18 protein-coding genes are annotated in these 20506 nt (G+C 37.8%); 5 read left to right on the top strand and 13 right to left on the bottom strand.

All coding sequences use genetic code 11. From position 1 onward, the window contains the following. Nucleotides 1-122: 122 nt before the first annotated feature. The 4 genes from V7108_RS19065 to V7108_RS19050 all read right to left on the bottom strand — a co-directional run bounded on the left by V7108_RS19065 (nucleotide 123) and on the right by V7108_RS19050 (nucleotide 4719). Nucleotides 123-1304, bottom strand: coding sequence for a hypothetical protein (locus tag V7108_RS19065; protein ID WP_335511493.1), 1182 nt, complete (start codon nucleotides 1302-1304; stop codon nucleotides 123-125). 159 nt (nucleotides 1305-1463) lie between these two features. Continuing rightward, on the bottom strand, nucleotides 1464-2711 hold the full coding sequence (locus V7108_RS19060) for an HD-GYP domain-containing protein (RefSeq protein WP_335569114.1): 1248 nt from the start codon (nucleotides 2709-2711) through the stop codon (nucleotides 1464-1466). A 132-nt stretch (nucleotides 2712-2843) separates the two neighbouring features. Further along, nucleotides 2844-4073 carry an ATP-binding protein gene (locus tag V7108_RS19055; protein WP_335569113.1) on the bottom strand — a complete coding sequence of 410 codons (1230 nt, stop codon included), beginning with the start codon at nucleotides 4071-4073 and terminating at the stop codon, nucleotides 2844-2846. A 196-nt stretch (nucleotides 4074-4269) separates the two neighbouring features. After that, nucleotides 4270-4719, bottom strand: a complete 450-nt coding sequence (locus V7108_RS19050) for a hypothetical protein (protein WP_335513168.1) — start codon at nucleotides 4717-4719, stop codon at nucleotides 4270-4272. Nucleotides 4720-4861: 142 nt separating this feature from the next. Between V7108_RS19050 and V7108_RS19045 the strand changes: the two genes are divergently transcribed. From V7108_RS19045 to V7108_RS19035, 3 genes are read left to right on the top strand one after another with little or no spacing between them, the layout of a single operon-like run. Beyond that, nucleotides 4862-5137, top strand: coding sequence for a hypothetical protein (locus V7108_RS19045; protein WP_420489060.1), 276 nt, complete (start codon nucleotides 4862-4864; stop codon nucleotides 5135-5137). Nucleotides 5138-5141: 4 nt separating this feature from the next. Beyond that, the gene (locus tag V7108_RS19040) at nucleotides 5142-6371 is read left to right on the top strand and encodes a glutathionylspermidine synthase family protein (RefSeq protein ID WP_335513171.1); all 1230 of its coding nucleotides are present in this window, start codon (nucleotides 5142-5144) and stop codon (nucleotides 6369-6371) included. A gap of 1 nt (nucleotide 6372) precedes the next feature. Next, entirely contained in the window at nucleotides 6373-6759 is a 387-nt protein-coding gene (locus V7108_RS19035) for a DUF350 domain-containing protein (RefSeq protein ID WP_335569112.1), read from the top strand. A gap of 374 nt (nucleotides 6760-7133) precedes the next feature. On the opposite strand, the gene V7108_RS19030 is transcribed toward V7108_RS19035, so the two are convergent. The 6 genes from V7108_RS19030 to V7108_RS19005 form a co-directional block, all read right to left on the bottom strand. Beyond that, nucleotides 7134-8657, bottom strand: coding sequence for an amidase family protein (locus V7108_RS19030; protein WP_335569111.1), 1524 nt, complete (start codon nucleotides 8655-8657; stop codon nucleotides 7134-7136). 470 nt (nucleotides 8658-9127) lie between these two features. Then, the gene (locus V7108_RS19025) at nucleotides 9128-10249 is read right to left on the bottom strand and encodes a Ger(x)C family spore germination protein (RefSeq protein ID WP_335513177.1); all 1122 of its coding nucleotides are present in this window, start codon (nucleotides 10247-10249) and stop codon (nucleotides 9128-9130) included. Beyond that, on the bottom strand, nucleotides 10246-11343 hold the full coding sequence (locus V7108_RS19020; RefSeq protein WP_335513178.1) for a GerAB/ArcD/ProY family transporter: 1098 nt from the start codon (nucleotides 11341-11343) through the stop codon (nucleotides 10246-10248). Before V7108_RS19020 ends, V7108_RS19025 begins: the two co-directional genes overlap by 4 nt. Next, on the bottom strand, nucleotides 11343-12887 hold the full coding sequence (locus V7108_RS19015; RefSeq protein ID WP_335513180.1) for a spore germination protein: 1545 nt from the start codon (nucleotides 12885-12887) through the stop codon (nucleotides 11343-11345). The genes V7108_RS19020 and V7108_RS19015 overlap by 1 nt, the downstream gene beginning before the upstream one ends. Before the next feature lie 202 nt (nucleotides 12888-13089). Next, on the bottom strand, nucleotides 13090-13542 hold the full coding sequence (locus tag V7108_RS19010; protein ID WP_420489059.1) for a threonine/serine exporter family protein: 453 nt from the start codon (nucleotides 13540-13542) through the stop codon (nucleotides 13090-13092). Nucleotides 13543-13744: 202 nt separating this feature from the next. Continuing rightward, nucleotides 13745-14506 (bottom strand): threonine/serine exporter family protein, encoded by a 762-nt coding sequence (locus tag V7108_RS19005; protein WP_335513182.1) that lies wholly within the window; start codon nucleotides 14504-14506, stop codon nucleotides 13745-13747. A gap of 182 nt (nucleotides 14507-14688) precedes the next feature. Here V7108_RS19005 and V7108_RS19000 point away from each other — a divergent pair, with 182 nt between their 5' ends. Continuing rightward, nucleotides 14689-15906, top strand: coding sequence for an MFS transporter (locus tag V7108_RS19000; RefSeq protein ID WP_335513184.1), 1218 nt, complete (start codon nucleotides 14689-14691; stop codon nucleotides 15904-15906). A gap of 30 nt (nucleotides 15907-15936) precedes the next feature. On the opposite strand, the gene yfkAB is transcribed toward V7108_RS19000, so the two are convergent. Then, nucleotides 15937-17055: a radical SAM/CxCxxxxC motif protein YfkAB gene (gene yfkAB / locus V7108_RS18995; protein ID WP_335569110.1), complete on the bottom strand. Its 1119-nt coding sequence runs from the start codon at nucleotides 17053-17055 to the stop codon at nucleotides 15937-15939. A gap of 184 nt (nucleotides 17056-17239) precedes the next feature. Here yfkAB and V7108_RS18990 point away from each other — a divergent pair, with 184 nt between their 5' ends. Beyond that, nucleotides 17240-18028, top strand: coding sequence for a formate/nitrite transporter family protein (locus tag V7108_RS18990; protein WP_335513188.1), 789 nt, complete (start codon nucleotides 17240-17242; stop codon nucleotides 18026-18028). An 88-nt stretch (nucleotides 18029-18116) separates the two neighbouring features. Here V7108_RS18990 and recQ read toward each other — a convergent pair whose 3' ends face one another. Together recQ and V7108_RS18980 are read right to left on the bottom strand one after the other, a co-directional pair. Further along, nucleotides 18117-20243: a DNA helicase RecQ gene (recQ, locus tag V7108_RS18985; protein ID WP_335513192.1), complete on the bottom strand. Its 2127-nt coding sequence runs from the start codon at nucleotides 20241-20243 to the stop codon at nucleotides 18117-18119. Beyond that, nucleotides 20236-20505, bottom strand: coding sequence for a hypothetical protein (locus V7108_RS18980; RefSeq protein WP_335569109.1), 270 nt, complete (start codon nucleotides 20503-20505; stop codon nucleotides 20236-20238). The genes recQ and V7108_RS18980 overlap by 8 nt, the downstream gene beginning before the upstream one ends. Between the last annotated feature and the right edge of the window lies 1 nt (nucleotide 20506).

Here is a 20506-nt window from a genome sequence, read left to right as displayed (position 1 = left end):
CTAACGATTTTTCTTACTCTAATTGTAAGAAATTCATTAGTGTTATCCATATAGGGGAACTCCCCCATCAACAGAGGAAAAAACCCTTAGATTTTTTGTTTTAGACAAATCTTTGTCACATATTAGTTCCTGAGATACTTTTTGTTCCACGAATAGAAGAGAATCATTATTCCTGTTATTACGAGCAATGAGAAAATCGCAGCATCCCAAAATGGAAGCGACGCGGGACTTTCTTTAAATCCTGGGAGAACTTCATTCCATGCAAACAATAATTGTGGGATATAGAAGATCAAGTACAAGGAAATCGTCAAAACGACCCCTGCTAAATAAAAAATAGAGTATACAGCAACAGTCTTCCGTTCACTTGAAAATATATCATCATTTATACTGGATGGTTTAAAAAACAATAGCTTATTTTTCAGCATCTGTTGTGCATTTTCCAAAAGATTGTAACATCCTGTTACATTTTCTACAAAATAATAGATGTCAGTTTTCATATAGATACAGAATTGGTATACCATTCGAATGAATGTATTAAAGACCACGAAATTAAGAATACTCAAGAAAACTGCAGAACCATTTGGAAAGAGTATTTGACTAATTAAAGCAAACGAAAGGATAATGGTGTCAAAGCACAGACCAGACAAGTACAAACCATTGCGAGCCTTCGAAGGCAGCTTCCACGCGAGTGACATATCTGTTTCAAGTACAATAAGAAATAGGCGGTGGCCAACCTCTAATTTTGTTGGGAGGTTTTGAGCCCTTATCGCTAGAATATGTCCAAATTCGTGAAAAAGCACTAGACATACCGTCAATATGATCCACGTCGGAATATTAAGGATCATCAAGTCAAATATAAATAAATCCTTATAGTGAGGAATTAAAGTGGGTTTCGCAATGAACATGGATAAATTAAACAGGAAGAAAAACAAATAAACAAAATAAGCAATCTTATTAAAAAAGAACTTTCCAAGCTTTGGTGATATCCCCATAAACCCTAAGGTATCCCTTTCCTTTTCCTGAATTTCAACAGGCATGCCATCAATCTCAGCAATTAGATTGATTTCTAAAAGCTGTTCGGCAAAATCGATAAGTTCAATATCTTCCTTAGGATATTTTTCTACTAGTAATAATTCAATTTCCACCAAGGATAAACCCTTGTTGATTAGATTAATCGTATCAATACAAATTTCTGGCATTTCATAAAATTCACCTGAAGCAGGATCTTCAACGATGAAGTGCTTTTGATCCTTACGAATGTCTATTGGCACCAACACTAGTCTGGAATTAATTGATAATACCATTATAAGCATCATTCCTAATTTAGAGTCACAAAAAAGAAGGATGCTGTATACTGTTAGCATCCTTCTACGTTTTTACATCCACCAACATATCCAACATGAACCAGTTACTTTCACTTTTTTTAATTTGCGGATTTTCAATGATTTCACCTCCTCAAACTATTAAAATGCTTGATTAGTATAAAAATCTGCATCTCTATTTTCTTGGGATATTTTGTGAATTTTTTTCCACTTTGGATACACCTTTTGAAATAAATTAACCAATTCAGGATCAAACTGTGTACCTTTTCCCTCTACTATCCGCTGATAGGCTTCTTCAACCGTCAGTGCGGATCGATAGGACCTTGTAGAGGTCATGGCATCAAACGCATCAGCAACAGCCGCAATTCGAGCAGAATAAGGTATTTCTTCACCTTTTAGCTGATCTGGATAGCCTTGTCCATCCCATCGTTCATGATGCGAACGAATAACATCGATATTATTACTGAGGCCTACTACTTTTGATACTGCCTCTGCTCCCACAACTGTATGGGACTTAATAATTTCGTACTCTTCCTTAGTAAGTGAGGTTGGCTTCATCAATATTTGATCTGGTATATGAATCTTTCCAATATCGTGGAGTAAACAAGTATAATTAAATGCCTTCAACTCTTCATCCGAAAATCCACCAGATTCTTTTGCCAATTCCATTGCATAACTTGCAACTCGTTCACTATGACCTCTTGTATAAGGATCCTTAAGTTCCAGCGTGGCTATTACTCCTTTTACAATCCCTGTCAACTGCTGATCATAGGAAGTTTTTACAGCTTTTACATAGGATTGGAAACGATTTAATATAATGAACGCAATCAGGGAAAAAATTGCTACCAATACGATTCCTAATAATGCCAATGGGGTTTTAATTATTAGACCAACTATTATATATTTTGCTATTATTCCAATCGTTACCACTATAAGAAACGGTTTATTAACAAAAATAGGTGCAAGCAAAAGCCAAAAGATTTCAACCGTATTTCCACCCTTATATAATTCTGGTTGATCAATAAATGTAACGACATCATTTAGTAAAGTTAATAAGGTATAGCTTATAAAATAAATATACTTTACCTGGTAAGATTTTTGATTTCTGACAAGATAATAGGCAATTGGTAATAGGAGAAACATAATAACATACACTAGATAAGTCAATTTATCTGGAGTATCGTTTTTTATCTGTGGAATAACCTTTGAAATAACTTCAAATATTAATTCGAAAGAAATGGCGACAATATAAAATAAAACTAAAAACCATTTAAGTGTCCGAGTTTCTTCATTTTGTAAGTTAGGATCTATTATCTGCTTCTTCATTGCTAACCTCGCATAAGGAGTTATATTCTTTAATACTTTTGAACTATGAACGTTTACTTTCATGACACTTTTCCTTATTATACATCAATTATTTTAAAAGAAATACATAAAATAATTATGATTTATGTAGAATTCTAGAACAACTCCATAAAAATACAGAATATTCAGTAATCAATATAAATCAAAATAAAGACGTTATTTTTGGTTGATAGGCAACATTACTTTTACCAATGTCCCTTTTTCAAATCCATTAATGTAGAATTCCCCAAAATGATCCTTAATAATTTGATTTGAAACCATTAAACCTAAACCCGTTCCCTCTTTTTTTGTAGTAAAGAAAGGCTCTCCAATATTAAGGAAGTCTTCATCCGAAATTCCGCCGCCTTCATCCTGGATTGAGATATTCATCTTATTTCCTTCTACTTTAACAGTGATTGTTATTTTCCCGCCATTAGGCATCGATTCAATTGCATTTTTTATTAAATTAATAAACAATTGCTTTAACTGTTTTGGATCACAATCTAGTGGAGGTGAAGGTCTTTCCATGATTGTTTCAGTGGTAATTCCTTGTCTTTCAGCTAGATGTTTTGTTAGAGAAAGTGTGTAGTCAATAATTTCTTCAATTCCCACTTTAGAAAATTGGACTATTTTTGGTTTTCCTAGTGTCATTAAATCATTTACAATTGAATTAATCCGATCTATTTCTTGAATCATGATTGGATAAAAGTCATTCGTATTTGGGTAATTTTCGTGCTGAAGCTGGGTAAATCCTTTTAATGATGAAAGTGGATTACGGATTTCATGACCAATAGCAGCCGCCATTTGTCCTATTACAGCAAGTTTTTCTTTTCGTCTAAGCTCTTCATGTGCTTTATTTACTGATTCAATGTACGACTCGAAACGGTTTAATATGACAAAAGCTATGGCAGAAAGAATGATATAAATGAACAAGGGAACCAAAACCTCTAAATCAAGTAAAATGACTCCAAAAAATACATACTTTAGTACCATTCCTAATGAAACAGTCCAAAAATACTTTTTATTAACGAAAATTGGCGAAAAGAGTATAAATACAACTTCCACAATATCTCCTGCAGCAAAAGACTCGTCTTTGCCATAATAAAGCAAAAAATTATGAATCGTATCCCACAATAGGAAGCTGTAAATATATAGATATTTTATAATATAGGGATTCCCTTTTTTTATAAGGTAAATGGCTAAAGGTAATAAACCAAAGTTGATAATGTAAATCCAAAAACCTAATCCCTGATTGGGTCTTGTTATGACACCATTCCCATAGTAAGGGTATATATAATAATAAATTAATTCGAATGAGATAAAAAAAATATAAAATAGCCACAAAAATAACTGAATTGCCTTTTTTTCTTCATAGAATAACTTTAGTCTGGTGCTGCTATCTTTCATACCTGGTACTCCCTTGGGTAATCTTTCATTTATGATTCAAATTATCTCCTACCATTCTACCACTTTTTTTTATAAAATCCTGATGTTATTTCTGGAAATCAGATGATATTCGACATAATTCCACTAATCGTAAAAGGACTCGATACAATCGAAGTCCTTTTACATTATAATTCGTATACATTCGCCTACTAACAAATTATAGATTTCTACCCGTAAATTTCCCGTAATAAACATAGCATTTACGGTCCTCATCAATTTCCCTTGAATCCAGTTCAAACTCCATAAATTTCCCAGATTTTTGAATGTAAATATAATCTGAATGCAGAGTTGACAGGATCTCCTCATGACTCCAAACTTCCTTATTTTCTATCAGCGTATAGGTTGAGCCTTTGAGCTCTCTGACCTCAAAACCAATATGTGAATATTCTTTTTCTAGCAAATCATTCGTATGGCTTTCTTTTTTTACATACAAAACGGATGTGCCGTCCGGGTCCAACGCTGTCGCTGTCACAGCATAGGTATCACCATCTTTTACAAAATATTCACAGGTCATCCTCGCGACGGCTTCAACAGGGGTAATATTCTGGTAATTCCATAACGCAGGATAGTTTTTACGTTCATCGTCAAGTCGGTATTCCAGCCTCAATTTCCATCCCTCTTTCTTTTTTGCTTTTATTTTATCATTGTTTTCCTAAATTTTACTTTTATAATGGTTATTATAATGTAAAAAGGAGTGTGATAAGGTGAAGAAAACCCAATGGTTAATTACTGGTGTACTTACTACTCTAATGGCCGGAACCACTTTAGCCGGATGTTCACAGGCACAGGACATACCTCCTGAACCAGACGATTCAAATTGCCGGGAATGGGAATGGGACGATGAAGATGGTGTATGGCAATGTGATGATACTCGGTCAAGCTATTATGGGCACTTCTTTTTAGCCGGAATGTTTTTTAGTAACAAATCCGCTTTAAGGAATTCATCTGCATACAAGTCTTATAAATCCTCTTCCAACTTTAAGGGTGGATTTGGCAGTGGCTCAAAAGGCGGGTTTGGAGGTTAAGTTCATGTCCACATACACTAAGAATCGAAACCGTTTTTATTCAAATTTCCCGACTTTTTGGGCGAACTTATATGGCAGTGAATATAGTCTTTATCATGTATTACCCATTAACGAACAAACACATACTCTCATAAAAGAAGCGACGGAACGAATGGGAAAGGTATTCTTTAAAACCGCCCGGCTCCTGAGAAGTCTACAGGATGAACAGCTGCTTGAACTTGGATACCCTGAAGCAAGCCTGCCATTTCTTCGAATGAAGCACCTTTTTCCGGAAACAGTCATTTCTCGTTTCGATTTTGCCTTGACCACAGACGGGATTAAAATGCTTGAGTTTAATGCTGATACTCCAACGTTTATCGTTGAATGCTTCCATATTAACGGTAAAGTATGTTCTGAATTCGGCTATCTTGATCCAAATGACAACCAAGAACGCCTTTTATCATCTGGTGTAACAAAAGCTGTCCTAGAATCCACAAAAGGTCTCGTATCTCCAAACGTGGTGTTCACTGCCCACAGCGACCATAGCGAGGACTGGAATACAACCATTTATTTAAGTCAATTATGTAAGGTTAAAAACCAAACACTTCCGATATCGGAGCTTCGAATTACCGATGAAGCACTTTTAGATGCGGATGGAGTGCCCATTGATGTTTTATACCGCCAGACCTACCCGCTTGAACATTTGCTTGAGGACAGAGATCCAAATGCAGGTGATCGTGTCGGAATACAATTATTACAGTTGGTAATGGAAGGAAAACTCACGATTGTAAATCCTGTTTCTGCCTTTCTTCTTCAACCCAAATCGGTACAATGCCTAATATGGGGCTTAGCTGAAAATGAGGGTTTTTATACAAGGGAAGAACTAGTGTGGATAAAAACATATATGCTGCCGACCTATCTTGAAAGTGACCCATTTTTAGGCAAAGAAGCTTATGTTCAAAAACCATCCTTCGGCAGGGAAGGTGATACCATTACGATATGGGATAAACATACGAATGTGGCTGCCCAAAATTCCTTTAACACTTATAAGGAAGAGCTGCCCGTTTATCAATCATATATACCGCTTCCCGTTATTTCACTTGAAACGGAAAAAGGTATCGAGGAGCTTTCATATGTATTTGGTTCTTTCCTCATTGCAGGTAAACCAAGCAGTATTGGAGTTCGGGCTGGTGGAAAAATCACAGGTAATGAGTCTTATTTCTTACCCGTGGCAATAAATGAAGGAGGACTATAAAATGTTAAATTTCTTGATTTATTTAGCTGTTTCTTTAGCTTTATTATTCGTTGGACTCTTTCTAATGGAAATCACCACGAAGGTGAAGGAATTTTCTTTAATGGGCAAAGGAAATAAAGCAGCAAGTTATGTACTTGGAGGCAGACTGCTGGGTCTTGCCATCGTTTTATACTCTGCTCTTGCTAATTCTATTTCTCTATTGGATATGGTGATATGGGGAGCAATTGGTATTGTGGCACAAATTATCGTCTACTATCTTGCCGAATGGCTTACCCCGCGTTTTAACATTACCCAAAGCATTGAAGAAGATAACCGAGCTGTGGGACTCTTTCTCCTTTTACTCTCCGTATCCATCGGAATCGTGATCGCAGGATGTTTGACGTATTAAAGAACTCAGCGGTATAATGCATTTCTTAATTAATTTGTTAAGGACAAATCTTGGGGACGGTTCTTGTGTTTTTGTCCTTCATCCAGCTCATGAAGGACATATCTTCGATTCGAGCCTTGGGATTTGTCCTTCATCCAGCTCATGAAGGACATATCTTCGATTCGAGCCTTGGGTTTTGTCCTTCATACAGCTCATGAAGGACATATCTTCGATTCGAGCCTTGAGATTTGTCCTTCATCCAGCTCATGAAGGACATATCTTCGATTCAAGCCTTGGGTTTTGTCCTTCATCCAGCTCATGAAGGACATATCTTCGATTCGAGCCTTGGGATTTGTCCTTCATCCAGCCTATAAAAGACACCCCCTACTCCTTCCTTATACCAATTTAAAAAACGGATTACTCTGCACTGGCACCCATAATTCAGATTGTTCAAGCATCCCAGCCATAGAATATAAAAGGTCTTCCCTTCCTTTAGCAGCCATAAATTGAACACCCACTGGCAGTCCCTCTTGTGTGAGATGGAGTGGTACTGTCATCGCCGGCTGTCCCGTAAGATTTGCTAATTGTGTAAATGGGGTTCTTTTTAAATTATTTTCAGCAACTTGTTCAACAATACCCGCCTTTTTCAAAATCCCTCCAAATCCCAAGCTTCCGCTAACCTGCATAGCAAGTTTTTCGTATGGACTTGGGTCGAGCTCACCAATTTTTGCTGGGAGCATTGCGGTTGTTGGTGTCATATAAAAATCATATGTTTCATGAAAAATTTCCATCTCAAGTGCCGCTTTATCCCATTCCCTTAGGCTTAATACAAACTCCTTCGCAGACGTTGCCTTTCCAATTAAACCTACAATCCATGTGGTCATTTCCACATCATTCATTTTTACTTTACGCCCCAGTATTTCCTCAAGGGAAGCTAGGTGTGCTGCAACTTCACCAAAATACATCGTTAAAAAGCTATAAACTATTTTCCTTCCATCAACAGGAGCTTCTTTTTCAACGACATGATGTCCTAGTGATTCCAAAAATTTTGCTGTTTTCATAACGGCACCTTTACAATCTGGGTCTACCTTATTTCCTAATGGTGATTGAACAGTAAAGGCAATCTTTAACCTTTTATCTACATTCATTTGTAATTGTGAAAGGTAATTTCCTTCAAATGGGAGGGCGTGGAATGCAGCTCCTTTTTCATACACACTTAATGCATCCAGCATTGCTGCACTGTCGCGAACGGATCTAGATAAGATTAAATCCACTGCTGCGCCTTGCCAGCTCCTGCCGGCTAAAGGACCTACAGGCGTTCTTCCTCTTGTTGGTTTCAAGCCAAAAAGTCCACAAAATGAAGCTGGAATTCTGATAGATCCTCCGCCATCATTTGCTCCCGCAATCGGAACCATCCCACTAGCCACTGCCGCTGCAGACCCTCCGCTCGATCCGCCTGGAGTATGCTCCGTATTCCACGGGTTTCTTGCAGGTCCATAGATGGCGGGTTCTGTGATTCCCATTAATCCAAACTCTGGTATGTTCGTTTGTCCTATCAATACAGCTCCCGTTTTTCGAACCTGTTTTACGTAGTTAGAATCAACCTTTGCATAGTGGTCTTGATAGACTTTGGACCCAAAAGTAATTTTCTCACCCTCCATTTCCTGTGCTAAGTCTTTTAACAACATAGGCACGCCGGCAAAACTCCCATTTAAATCGATTTCTTCTGCCATTGCTTCAGCTTTTTCATACAATTTATTTATGACTGCATTCAATTTTGGATTATGCATTTCAATTACTCTAATCGCTTCTGCCACTATCTCTTTGGGATGCACCTCTTTCCTTTTCACCAATTCCGCAAGGCCCAGCCCATCATACTGCTGATAATTAACCCCCTCCACTCTGCTCACCCTCTCCATTATTTTTAACCTATAATTTCTATTTACGATTGCGTATTTCCTTTTATGAAACATAGGCACACTTTATGGCCTAAGCAAATTATATTGACATATTTTTAAATAGGGTGTAATATTATTAATTGTGCTTTAGATTTTATGTAACTTGTAATAGATAGATAACGCAATGTAAGAATTTTTTCTGGCATTCTGCTTATGTTTTAAAAGTAAAACTTATTCACGCTGGATCGGCTTCGGAGCCGTAAGGATGTAAGAGAGGTAGGGCTTACATCGTTTAGGTATAAAACCATCAGGTGGAAGAGTAACCGCGGCAATTTGGTCTTTTAATACCATTTATTATATATAAATACTTACCTTGCGATGGCTGATAGTAGAAACAACCATTCACAAGTTACAATAGTGATCCACTTGGATTAAAAGCAAAAGAAGGCAGAGGAATTAAATCCTCTGCCTTCGTCTAATTTTAAAGTGTTTTATTTTTGTTCGACAGCCCCATTAGAGTTGATTAGTACTTTTACAGATACATTGACATCAGATTCTGCCAATGCTTCTCCCCAATTATTACCCACCTTTTTAAAATGAGTATATTGGTACGCACGGGCGTAAAGACCGAGTCCAATCGGATCAATTTTCTTTTTTTGGATTTTCTTTATGAGGTCTTCAATTTGTTTTTTTAACACTCTTTCAATCGCCTTTGTTAACTGATCATTATTTAGCTTCTCTTCCGGAAATATACGTTCTACAATATTGATGGTCAATTTAATGTTAATATCAAATTGAAATTTATTCTGCTTATATCCAGACTTTATCTTCGTTTTTACTTTGTTAACTGCAAAACTTATTACATTTTTATGGAAGATGTTTTTCTTATCTTCATTAGGAAGAACGGGAATCGTCAGGGTGATTTCATGCCTCTTTTTATTCTGTAACATCAATAGTAGAGTTGATTCAGGCACATTAAGAAATTGAGCATATTTCCCTTTATTATCAAGAAGAGATATTCCTGCCAGCTCAATATTTTTTTCTTTTTTCACTTCCGAAATAAAAGGGGTCATACCCTTTTCGTAAATCTCCCTATGCAGTTCTTGAAGTGTACCTTTTACCGCTCTCGTTCGATCATAGTTTTTATCGATCAATGATTTCAGATGTAAAGATAATTGTGGTTTCTCCCCTGGATTATGAAAAATAACTTTTGAAACAGGACCATCAACCGTCACTACTCTTGTACTCATGGAAAATGTAGGATTTCGATAAACAGTATCCAATATTGGAAACCAATCTTCATGTTGCAAGACACGTTTTCCCACTAATAATACTTGAATTTTCCCAGCCGTTACCTCTCCTGTTGTCAAAGCGTCAAAAAGTCTTCTTGAATCTCGTATTGTTTTCGCCTTTACCTCATATGATTCAGTTCCTTTCTTTGCTTCTTTACTAAAAACTGGATTAATTTCATAAAAGACAAGGTTATTTTTATCATCCAGATCAATGCCAAGGATTAAAGCAAGCGTCAAATCCTCTAAAGGAGCTTTCTTGCCGCAGCTAGAAAGGATGACGATAAGGAAAATCAAAAGAGTCGCATATAACCACCGTTTCATTTTATCGCCCTCTTTTTTAAGTGAGAATAAAGCAGGAGATATACCCATAAGCATAGTGGAAAAGCATATCCAAGTAGGAAACTAATGGGTTCGCTCATTTTTTGAAGCTGAGTATTTTTGTCAAAAGATTGAGGTAAGAAAAAAACATAGACCAGGTTAAGAAGCAATAACCATCCTACATATTTACTGTGATCTTGCTTACCAAATAATTGACTGGCAGAAAATACAGTAACAAAAAAGATTGGCAGGACCGTCGTAGATATGACAAATATATACAAAGATAAATAGACAATTTCCAACCGTTCCAAAAATTTGAATTCAACTATTTTTAATAGATTTATGGTTGGTTCTTTATACTGGGTAATTTCATCTGGACTATAAAATGTAAAAGCAACGATCGTTACAATTAAAAATACGACCAATGTAAGTGTATTAGCAATGACTATTCCGATGGATGCTTTATGTTTTTGTTGCAAAAAAGGATACAGGAAAAAAGCAATTTCAAATCCTAAATAGGAAAAAATTGTTGTTTTTACTGCTGTAAGTATTGGAAACCATCCTTCTTTTATAATAGGAAGCAGGTGAAGCCAGTGAGCCTCTTTTAATGGATTGAAATAAAAGAAGAACATCCATATCGTCATAAAAAAAACCAATTCAGCATACCTGCCCACTATCGTTATATTATTTCGAACAATCAGGTAGCTGGGAATGGATAAGAGCAATAGTAAGATAACCATATTTGTTTGTGGCAAAATCCAAAATTGGATAAACAGACCTTCCCGAACAAAAATGGTAGAGCCTATAAAAGCGTAATACAAAATAAAAATAACAGCCGCGATTTTTCCACACCATTTTCCGAAATAATTGGTGATTAGATCAATAATCGTTCCATTAGGGTAATTCTTCATCACTTGTATAATGATTAAACTCGCTAGTGTAGAAAATAACCAGCCAATAATAAGAGCGATCCAGCCATCTGTCCCTGCTTTTTCAGCTAATTCACGCGGCAATGTTAAAAGACCGACCCCAACCTGAACACCATGAATTAAAAAGATATATTGCATGAACGTAATTGGATTTTGTGTATATTTCATCAATGTTCGTCACCCTTTGGACGATTTGAATTAGCTTTTTTCCTTTGAATAGCTCTAGTGCTTTCAGGGCGCTTGACAATCGACCACTCTGGAAACCGTATAAATAGATCTTTCCAATCTGGAAAACGTAATGGAGCAAATGGACTGCCATAAGGTGTACCTAAAGATTGGAGTGCAATAACATGAGCGATTAATGTCATTAATCCAACTGCTAGTCCCACAAATCCGAATATTGCTGCTGCAATCATCATTGGAAATCGAAGCAGCCGAATGGCTGCGCCCATATCATAATTTGGAATAATAAAAGAAGCAATTGCAGTTAAGGCAACGACAATCACCATGATATTACTTACGATTCCTGCTTGAACAGCCGCTTGACCTATGACAATACCACCAACGATACCAACTGTTTGACCAATTTTTGCAGGAAGACGTATACCTGCTTCACGCAGCATTTCTAATGTTATTTCCATAATGATTGCTTCTATAAAAGGCGGAAATGGAACTCGTTCTCGAGATGCACCAATGGATAAAAGCAGCTTTAAAGGGACGATTTCAAAGTGAAAGGCAATCACAGCAATATAGGTTGCCGGTAGAAATATAGCAATAAAAAATCCAAAATATCTCATGAGGCGAATGAAGGATGCCACGATCCAGCGTGCCCCATAATCATCCATACTCTTGAAAAAAATTTCAAACGTTGCTGGTCCAATTAGGACATTGGGAGAACGATCTACTACTGTCACAATCCTACCCTGTAAAATTTCTCCAGCAGCAAAATCTGGGCGTTCCGTTAAAAATAATTGCGGAAATGGAGAATAGGGGTTGTCCTCAATATATTCTGCTAATGAGGCCGCATTTAAAATACTATCGACATCGAGTTTGTTTATTCGGTCTACAAGCTCCTTCAATACTTCTGGATTTACAACATCAGCTAAATACATTATCGTAAGCTTTAAATTCCCTCTTGTACCAACGGTCATTTCCTTCATTTTCAACTCACGGTTTTGAATATGGCGGCGAATCAAAGCGATATTAGTGCTGCCTGTTTCTGTGAAACCTAGATGTTCTCCTCGTAAGGAAGATTCAATGGTAGTATCCTCAACTGCTCTTTCTGGCCATCCTTGTGTATCAAAGATGAATGCCTTATTCCTCTTATCAATAAATAAGACACTATTTCCTTGTAATATTGCAATTTCAATGTCCTGCCAAGAATTTTTTTCTTTTACTCCCCCAATCGATACCTGTACTTCAAATTCATGTCCCTCCTTATTCACTTCAAATAAAAGCGGGCTTAAAACATGATTATGAATGGTCTTTGTATCTGTAAGACCGCTTAAATAAGCAAGGGTGGCTTGGCGCTTTGTTTGTTTTATGACAAAGTTCTTCACAACTAAATCGGGAGTCTCGCTAAAAATCTTCTGAATTTCTGCCGTATTCTCCGATAAAAATGTACTTATGTGTTTGTTTGCAGGGTCATTGTTCTGTATTTGGAATGAAGTTTGTTGATTCCTTTTATTACGATATTTTCGAAAAAAAGCCATAGATAAAACCCGCCTATTATAAAATAAGATAGGTTAGTTTGTATCTTTATATGGATGGATATTCATTGTAAACCATTTTTAACCAGACCAGCTGTCAATCGAGGTTTGGGAGGCTATAAGTTGAGATTGTAATCCCACCAAATCAAAAGAAAAAGAAGGCAGTGGAAATAAATCCTCTGCCTTCATCTCATTTTCGATTGAATTACACCCGCATCGTTTTGCTTGCTCCTTTTATTTTACGGGCCACTTGGTTAATGACTTCTGAAAAAACGAGCCCAAACGCAATGGAGCCAGACAGCAAGATTACTTTTGCACCTAAGGTTAACGCTGTAAAAAAATCATCCTCTACAAATTTCCTCATCGTGTCATAAGCCAGTCCACCTGGAACTAAGGGAATAATTCCAGCGACACTAAAAATAATAACAGGTGTTTTATAAAATTTAGCGAGCTGTTGACTAACGATTCCTATAAAAAGAGTCGCCCCGAATGTTGCGAGAACCACGTCGCCCGTATAGCTTTCAGATAAATAGTAAATAATCCAGCCACCCATTCCAACCAAGCCGCATTTTACTAATGTATTCTTCGGTGCATTAAATATCACTCCAAAGGCAGCTGTTGCAAAAAAGCTTGTGAGTAGTTGTCCAATTATGTCCACTTTATGCCTCCGTTTATATAAGGGCTCTTTTCTTAAACGTTGCTACTTTTTGGAACAAAATTTCATGATTACGCAATGATTCCGCAGAAAATAGCGTGAAATTAATAAGAAAAGAGCCTGCAAACTTAATTTTTAAGCGCAAAATAACTATTTCCACGTTAAAATCGGCTTTAAGATTTTAACATCTATTTTTACAAACAGCCTATAAAAATGATAAAACAACCGCAATCCCTGACCCGATGGCAAATGCCGTTAGAACTGCCTCCGCACCCTTTGATAACCCTGACACTAAATGCCCCGCCATTAAATCCCTCACTGCATTCGTAACTAATAGTCCAGGTACTAAGGTCATTACCGAACCGATGATTATTTTATCTAACTGGTGCCCAATTCCTGATTCAATAAAAATTAATGCGAGTAACCCAATAGTGAATGAAGCTAAAAACTCCGAGAAAAACTTGATCGGGACATAACGGTGAAAGTAGAGAAAGCCCAGATATCCCAAACCTCCAGTTATCATGGCTGGGATAAAGTCATTCCACTCCCCCCTAAACATGATCATAAAACACCCGCTAGCAATGGAAGCAGCTGCAACCTGTACCATAAATGGGAAGCTTACATCCAAAGCATCTAATTCTTTTAATAGAGTTAATGCTTCTTGCAGATTGGTTTCACCTGAGGTGATTTTTCGCGAAATGCTGTTTACCATGGCCACCTTTTTCAAATCGGTAGACCTCGATAAGATTCGAATCAACTTCGTTTTAGTAGGTTCAGAGCCCTCTGCAGAAAAGATAATTCCTGTTGGGGTTACATAACTATGTGTTTTTTCAATTCCAAAAGCTGCAGCGATTCTCATCATTGTGTCCTCAACACGATAGGTCTCCCCGCCGCTTTGCAGCATGATTTTCCCAGCGAGTATGCAAACCTCGATAATTTCATATGTTTCTTCTTTTTGAATTTCCATCTACCGTTCACCACATTCATTTTTTCTTCCTATGATTTCCTAAGTTTAATCAATAACCGGGTTTTTATCAATTCCAATGCTGGAGGACCAATCAATAGGTGGTATTCCTTTCATTAATTTAAAAATTCGGTATTATTGTATTTAGGTACTCTAAATACCTCCAGAAAGAAGTGAAATATGACATGTCGAAATCAAAGATAGCCAAACGAAATATCGTGATTATGTGGTTTTCTAACTTCTTTGTTGCCGGCAGTATGACAATGGTACTTCCGTTTATTTCATTATACATAGAGACCTTTGGTGATTTTTCGGAAAAATATGTTCAGCACTGGTCTGGCATAACATTTGCAGTAACATTTGTATCCGCGTTTATCTTTTCACCCATTTGGGGCAAGATTGGCGACAGATATGGAAGAAAAAGAATTCTCATTATAACCGGGATTGGGATGGGATGTTCCATTTTTCTAATGGGTTATGTACAATCTGTTTGGCAGCTGTTCCTGCTTCGACTTTTGATGGGATTTTTCACAGGTTTTATTCCAATGTCACAAGCCTTTATTTCTACCCAAACACCAAAAGAAATTGCCGGCCGTGTCCTTGGGACCTTACAAACAGGCAGTATAACGGGTTCGCTGCTTGGCCCGCTGCTTGGCGGGGTTTTAGCGGATTCGTTGGGTTATGCCTTGACCTTTAAGTGGACTTCCATTGCTATTTTTGTTTCCGGTCTGCTGGTTTTTGCAACAAAGGAATATGTAATGGAAGCGAAAAAAGGAAGCAAATCACATTATTCCAGTAAAGAAGTATTAGTACATATTTTTAAGAATCCGTTATTATTGACGGTATTACTCATTTCTGCACTTGTTCAAATCGCCCACTTCAGCATCCAACCGATTTTATCTTTATTTGTCAGCGAATTGCATGGACCTGCCAACATAGCTTTTTATTCAGGCATTGCTTTTTCTGCAGCTGGTTTAGGAAATCTATTGATGTCAAGGACGTGGGGAAAGATTGCCGATAATCATGGTTATATAAAAATCCTGGTTATCCTGCTTTTTATATCAGGAATCATATACCTTCCTGGTGCTATGGTGACGGATTACTGGCAATTGGTTATCATCCGCTTTGTACTTGGTATTGCCATTGGCGGGATTATTCCTGTTCGGATTGCTTACATTCGTCAAGAGGCGCCCATCGCCATGCAGGGGGAAGTCTTAGGCTACAATACTAGCTTACGTTTCCTTGGGAATATTATTGGTCCGCTGTTAGGCGGGGTTATTTCCGGCTATTTTGGATTTTCCGCCGTGTTTATTAGTACAAGTGGATTATTGATCATAAGTGGAATCATCTTGTATATCTCCATGCAGCGTCACCCAAAGCTCGTAAAACATCATACAATATAGAAAACAGCAGGAGGGAGTTCTCCTGCTGTTCTATTTGCTTATATTATTTTTGAGATTTGAAAAATCCAAATCCCTATAATAACTGTTTTTCACCAAAATATTTGGGCCAAGGCAGGAAACAGCTGGACAATGGCAGCTTAATTCCCCAGCCGTAGTGGTAGATTGCCAGTTTTCGTATGCATCGGTCAGCTTGGTATTTATGATATTTCCTAATGAAGGCGTATCACCAAAGTCAGTGACAATTATATCTCCATTAAAAATATTTACATTCAATCGTGAACGGCCATCCGGATCATTTCTGACCGTTACATTTTTACTTTGATAGAGTCTGTTTAACAGTCTTAAATCCTCAGGTTTATTGCTGCATGCATAAAAAGGGAGCGTTCCAAAAAGCATCCAGACGTCTTCATTGCGGACATCTAATAAGTGATGAATGGCATCTCTAATTTCATTTAGCGTTAACGATTCAAGATTACTAGCAAAATCACTTGGGTACATAGGATGAATCTCATGCCTCTGACAGAGCATTTCATCTACAATTTGACGATGTATTTTTTCCAAGTGGTGCTGTGTTCGTTTGTTTAGCATGGTTTCCGCTGATACCATTACCCCCGCCTTTACTAGTTCCCTGCTATTTTCTATCATTCTGATAAAATACTTTTCCCGCTGCTTGAAATCGGGTTTGTTGGCCATTCTAGCAAACCCGCCCTCGACGAAATCATCTACTGTACCCCAGTTATGTGAGATATGTAAAACATCCAAATAAGGAATGATTGGTTCATAGCGTGCTAAATCAAGGGTTAAATTCGAATTGATTTGCGTCCGAACACCTCGTTCATGAGCATATTGCAAAATAGGAACCACATAGTTTCTAATCGAGGACAGAGACAGCATTGGTTCCCCCCCTGTAATACTAAGGGAGCGTAAGGCTGGAATTTCATCTAACCTATTCAAAAGCAATACAAGTGGAAGCGCCTCAGGGTCTTTTGTTTGAAGGGTGTATCCTACTGCGCAATGCTCACAGCGCATATTACATAAGGTTGTGGTCGTAAATTCGATATTGGTTAGTTGAGGCTTCCCATATTGTTGTATATCATTATATGCTTCCCACGGGTCATATTCTGGGGAAATTTTTTTAAAATCAGACATAGTAAACTCCTTAAACTCAATAATAGAAAAACCACTTCATTATAGCTGAAATACCGCTTTTATGGCTAATTTAAAGCTTTTAAAAATCTTATGTTATGAATATGTTTATTATTCAACATGCATAATTTAATGTTCCCAGAAAAACACTAAGAAAATGCTAACTGTGAATGGTGGGAATACCTATATGGAAATGCAGCCGTTAAGTGAAGTGGAAAAGTTAGCCTTAAAGAAGGTAAAAATCTTTAGACAAAGCTTGTTACGATACATTCTAAGAGCCATGCTTGCCAGTATGTTTATTGGTTTTGGCGTGATTGTCGCCTTTAAGACTGGAAACTACTTTTATTTAGAACATTCTCCTTTTGCATACCCAATGGCCGCTCTAACTTTTGGATCTGCCATCATCTTAATCGCTTATGCTGGAGGAGACTTATTCACTGGTAATACCTTTTATTATACCTACACTGCACTGCGCAAAAAGATGGCTTGGAGCGAAGTAACAAAGTTATGGATTAGCAGTTATGCAGGAAATATTTTAGGAGCCGCTCTCTTTGCATTTATTATTTTTACAACAGGTCTATACGAAGAATCATCCGTAAATGGATTTTTATTAAGTGTCGTGGAAAAGAAAATGCAGGTCCCAACGGTAGAGTTGTTTTTTAGAGCCATACTATGTAATTGGCTTGTCTGCTTAGCTTTTTTTATTCCACTGGGACTTAAAGGCGATGGCCCGAAAATGTTTTCAATGATTCTTTTCGTTTTCTGCTTTTTCATTTCAGGTTATGAACACAGTATTGCCAATATGTGTACCTTTGCTATCGCTCTTGTGTTGAATCATCCAGGAACAATCTCTTGGGGTGGAGTCATCCATAACCTGATACCGGTAACGATTGGCAATTTATTTGGCGGAAGTATTCTAATGGCATGGATGTATTATTTTGTGAATAAGCCGTTTTTGGATGATTATCAGGAATAAACAAGAGCCCTATTTACTTAATATGGCTCTTGTTTTTCGACAAATTCCCGGGAAATAAGTCGACAGATGACAGGAATAATTTGAGATTCTATTTTTTCTTACTTATAAAATAGAGATAACCCTTTATCATAAAATAACTTACCTCTTCCGGTAACAGCTCTTTAATGGGCTTTAGCCGATCTCTACCTGCCTCTTCAACTGCTTTTTCAATTAATTTGAGATATTCTTCAGGAATAAGCCTGTTGAAATCTACTTCCATCCCTTGTTGAGCACACTGAATTAAATGACTTTCAACAGTGCTGTGCGCCAGCTCTCGTTTATCAGCAATTTCCTCTATGGATAAGTTTTGCTGGTGTAACTGAAAGGTCTCTAGGTGAGAATCTCCAACAGCCTTTTTGGCTGCCTTTTTAGGAGCAGCTCCCTGGATTAACTCTGGCTGGCGATCTGGATGGGCTTCACAAAACTGACGAATAGCTTGTATAAAATCAAGGCCATATTTTTGCAGCTTGTGTTCACCGACACCACTTACACGTAAAAATTCCTCATTCGTCTTCGGTAATTTTGCGCACATATCCTTTATTGCGGCATCGGAAAAAATGACAAATGGAGGCACATTTTCAGTTTCTGCAATCGCTCTTCTAACTTCACGTAACGTTTCAAATAGCGGGTCATCCTTTGAAATCTCTCTAACTTTAACACTTTCCCGACGATGGACATTTTCTTTTCCTACCAAGACGTCTTTCCCTTTAGAAGATACATAAAGTGTTGGAAATTGTCCTTGTTCAATTGCAATTAAATCTTGTGAAATTAGAAACTCCATGAAATCGGTGACTTCTTTCAACCCTTTTTCCTTCATGATTCCATATGTTGTTAGTTTGTCAAAACCCATTTCTGTTACTTTTTTATTTTTTGAACCTGTCAAAACCTGAGCCGTCAGGGTTTTGCCAAATCGCTGCCCCATCCGAATCACACAAGACATTACCATTTGTGCTTCTTTTGTAACATCGACGCTAGAGCGCGAATCGAGGCAATTCCCACAATGCCCGCATTTTTCCGTCTCGGTTTCTCCAAAATATTTTAATATAAATTCTTGCAGGCAGTCCTCGGTATGGCAGTAATCCACCATTTGCTGCAGCTTTTCAAGTTCCTGTGTTGTCCGGATTCGGTCGCTGGACTGATCGATTAAAAAGCGCTGAACCTGCACATCTTGTGAGGAATATAGGAGAATACATTCACTCTCGAGCCCGTCTCGTCCAGCACGCCCCGCCTCTTGATAGTAGCTCTCCATATTTTTGGGGAGTTGGAAATGAAGAACATATCGAATATTGGACTTATCAATTCCCATCCCAAAGGCTGAAGTTGCTACCATAACAGATGCTTCATCTTTTAAAAACCGCTCCTGCTCGTGTACACGCTCTGCATCCCCCATCCCTGCATGATACCTGGCAACATTGATATTATCTTTCTTCAGTCTTTCGTAAAGCTGTTCTACGTTTTTTCGGGTGGCAGCATAGATGATGCCCGCCTCTTTTTCATTCTTTTTTAAATAATCCTTTAAAAAATGCAGTCTGTCTTGGCCTTTAATAACCGAAAAAGTAAGGTTCTCTCGTTCAAAACCTGTAAGAATTGAATTCTCTTGGTCAATATCTAATGTTTCACAGATATCTTCCCGAACCCTTGGTGTGGCAGTGGCAGTAAGTGCCAAGACGTTGGGTTTCTGCGGCAGACTGTGGACCATTTGCTGGATATGCCGGTAGCTTGGGCGAAAATCGTGCCCCCATTGTGAGATACAGTGGGCTTCATCGACAGCAACTAACGGAATGTCCATTTGTTTCAGATCTTCAATAAATTCTCTTGATTCTAACCGCTCGGGGGCTATATATAGGAGTTTGTAAATACCTTGCTTTGCTTCCCAGATTCTTTGATTTGCTTCGCTAAAGCTTAATGAACTATTAATAAAAGCTGCAGGAATTCCTACCTGTACGAGGGCGTCGACTTGATCCTTCATCAGTGAGATTAACGGGGAGATTACAATCGTAGTACCTGGCAGAACAAGTGCAGGAATTTGATAACAAATAGATTTACCGCCGCCAGTGGGCATGACACAAATCGTATTTTCACCGGCTAATACAGATTGAATTGCAAGCTCCTGCCCATTTCGAAAAGATGAATATCCAAAATGAGATTCTAATAACTGTTGGGCTTTCTCAAACAACAAAACGTCTCCACCCTTCTACTAAATAATCTTCTATCATTATACCTCTTTTTAGATGAGTTCGATGCAATTTTTGATGACCGCAAGTATTTCGCGCTATCCGAGAGTATTTCTCGCTATCCGCCTCCGCCAGTATTTCTTGCCATCCGCCAGTATTTTCCGCCATCCGCCAGTATTTTCCGCCATCCGCCAGTATTTTCCCGCCATCCGCCAGTATTTCTTGCCATCCGCAAATAATTATAATAAAAAGCTGCCGAGACATA

This window comes from Neobacillus vireti, assembly GCF_036962345.1.
In the GTDB taxonomy this organism is placed as follows: Bacteria; Bacillota; Bacilli; order Bacillales; family Cytobacillaceae; genus Neobacillus; species Neobacillus vireti_A.
This window is presented reverse-complemented; position numbering and strand designations above follow the sequence as displayed.

Bases quoted from the DNA above. Each gene is read 5' to 3' on its own strand.
- V7108_RS19045 (WP_420489060.1), top strand. From the start codon at position 4,862: ATGGCCGGAACCACTTTAGCCGGATGTTCACAGGCACAGGACATACCT.
- V7108_RS19065 (WP_335511493.1), bottom strand. From the start codon at position 1,304: ATGGTATTATCAATTAATTCCAGACTAGTGTTGGTGCCAATAGACATT.
- V7108_RS19015 (WP_335513180.1), bottom strand. From the start codon at position 12,887: ATGGCTTTTTTTCGAAAATATCGTAATAAAAGGAATCAACAAACTTCA.
- V7108_RS19025 (WP_335513177.1), bottom strand. From the start codon at position 10,249: ATGAAACGGTGGTTATATGCGACTCTTTTGATTTTCCTTATCGTCATC.
- V7108_RS19060 (WP_335569114.1), bottom strand. From the start codon at position 2,711: ATGAAAGTAAACGTTCATAGTTCAAAAGTATTAAAGAATATAACTCCT.
- V7108_RS19055 (WP_335569113.1), bottom strand. From the start codon at position 4,073: ATGAAAGATAGCAGCACCAGACTAAAGTTATTCTATGAAGAAAAAAAG.
- V7108_RS18990 (WP_335513188.1), top strand. From the start codon at position 17,240: ATGGAAATGCAGCCGTTAAGTGAAGTGGAAAAGTTAGCCTTAAAGAAG.
- V7108_RS19030 (WP_335569111.1), bottom strand. From the start codon at position 8,657: ATGGAGAGGGTGAGCAGAGTGGAGGGGGTTAATTATCAGCAGTATGAT.
- yfkAB (WP_335569110.1), bottom strand. From the start codon at position 17,055: ATGTCTGATTTTAAAAAAATTTCCCCAGAATATGACCCGTGGGAAGCA.
- V7108_RS19040 (WP_335513171.1), top strand. From the start codon at position 5,142: ATGTCCACATACACTAAGAATCGAAACCGTTTTTATTCAAATTTCCCG.
- V7108_RS18980 (WP_335569109.1), bottom strand. From the start codon at position 20,505: ATGTCTCGGCAGCTTTTTATTATAATTATTTGCGGATGGCAAGAAATA.
- V7108_RS19035 (WP_335569112.1), top strand. From the start codon at position 6,373: ATGTTAAATTTCTTGATTTATTTAGCTGTTTCTTTAGCTTTATTATTC.
- V7108_RS19000 (WP_335513184.1), top strand. From the start codon at position 14,689: ATGTCGAAATCAAAGATAGCCAAACGAAATATCGTGATTATGTGGTTT.
- V7108_RS19020 (WP_335513178.1), bottom strand. From the start codon at position 11,343: ATGAAATATACACAAAATCCAATTACGTTCATGCAATATATCTTTTTA.
- V7108_RS19005 (WP_335513182.1), bottom strand. From the start codon at position 14,506: ATGGAAATTCAAAAAGAAGAAACATATGAAATTATCGAGGTTTGCATA.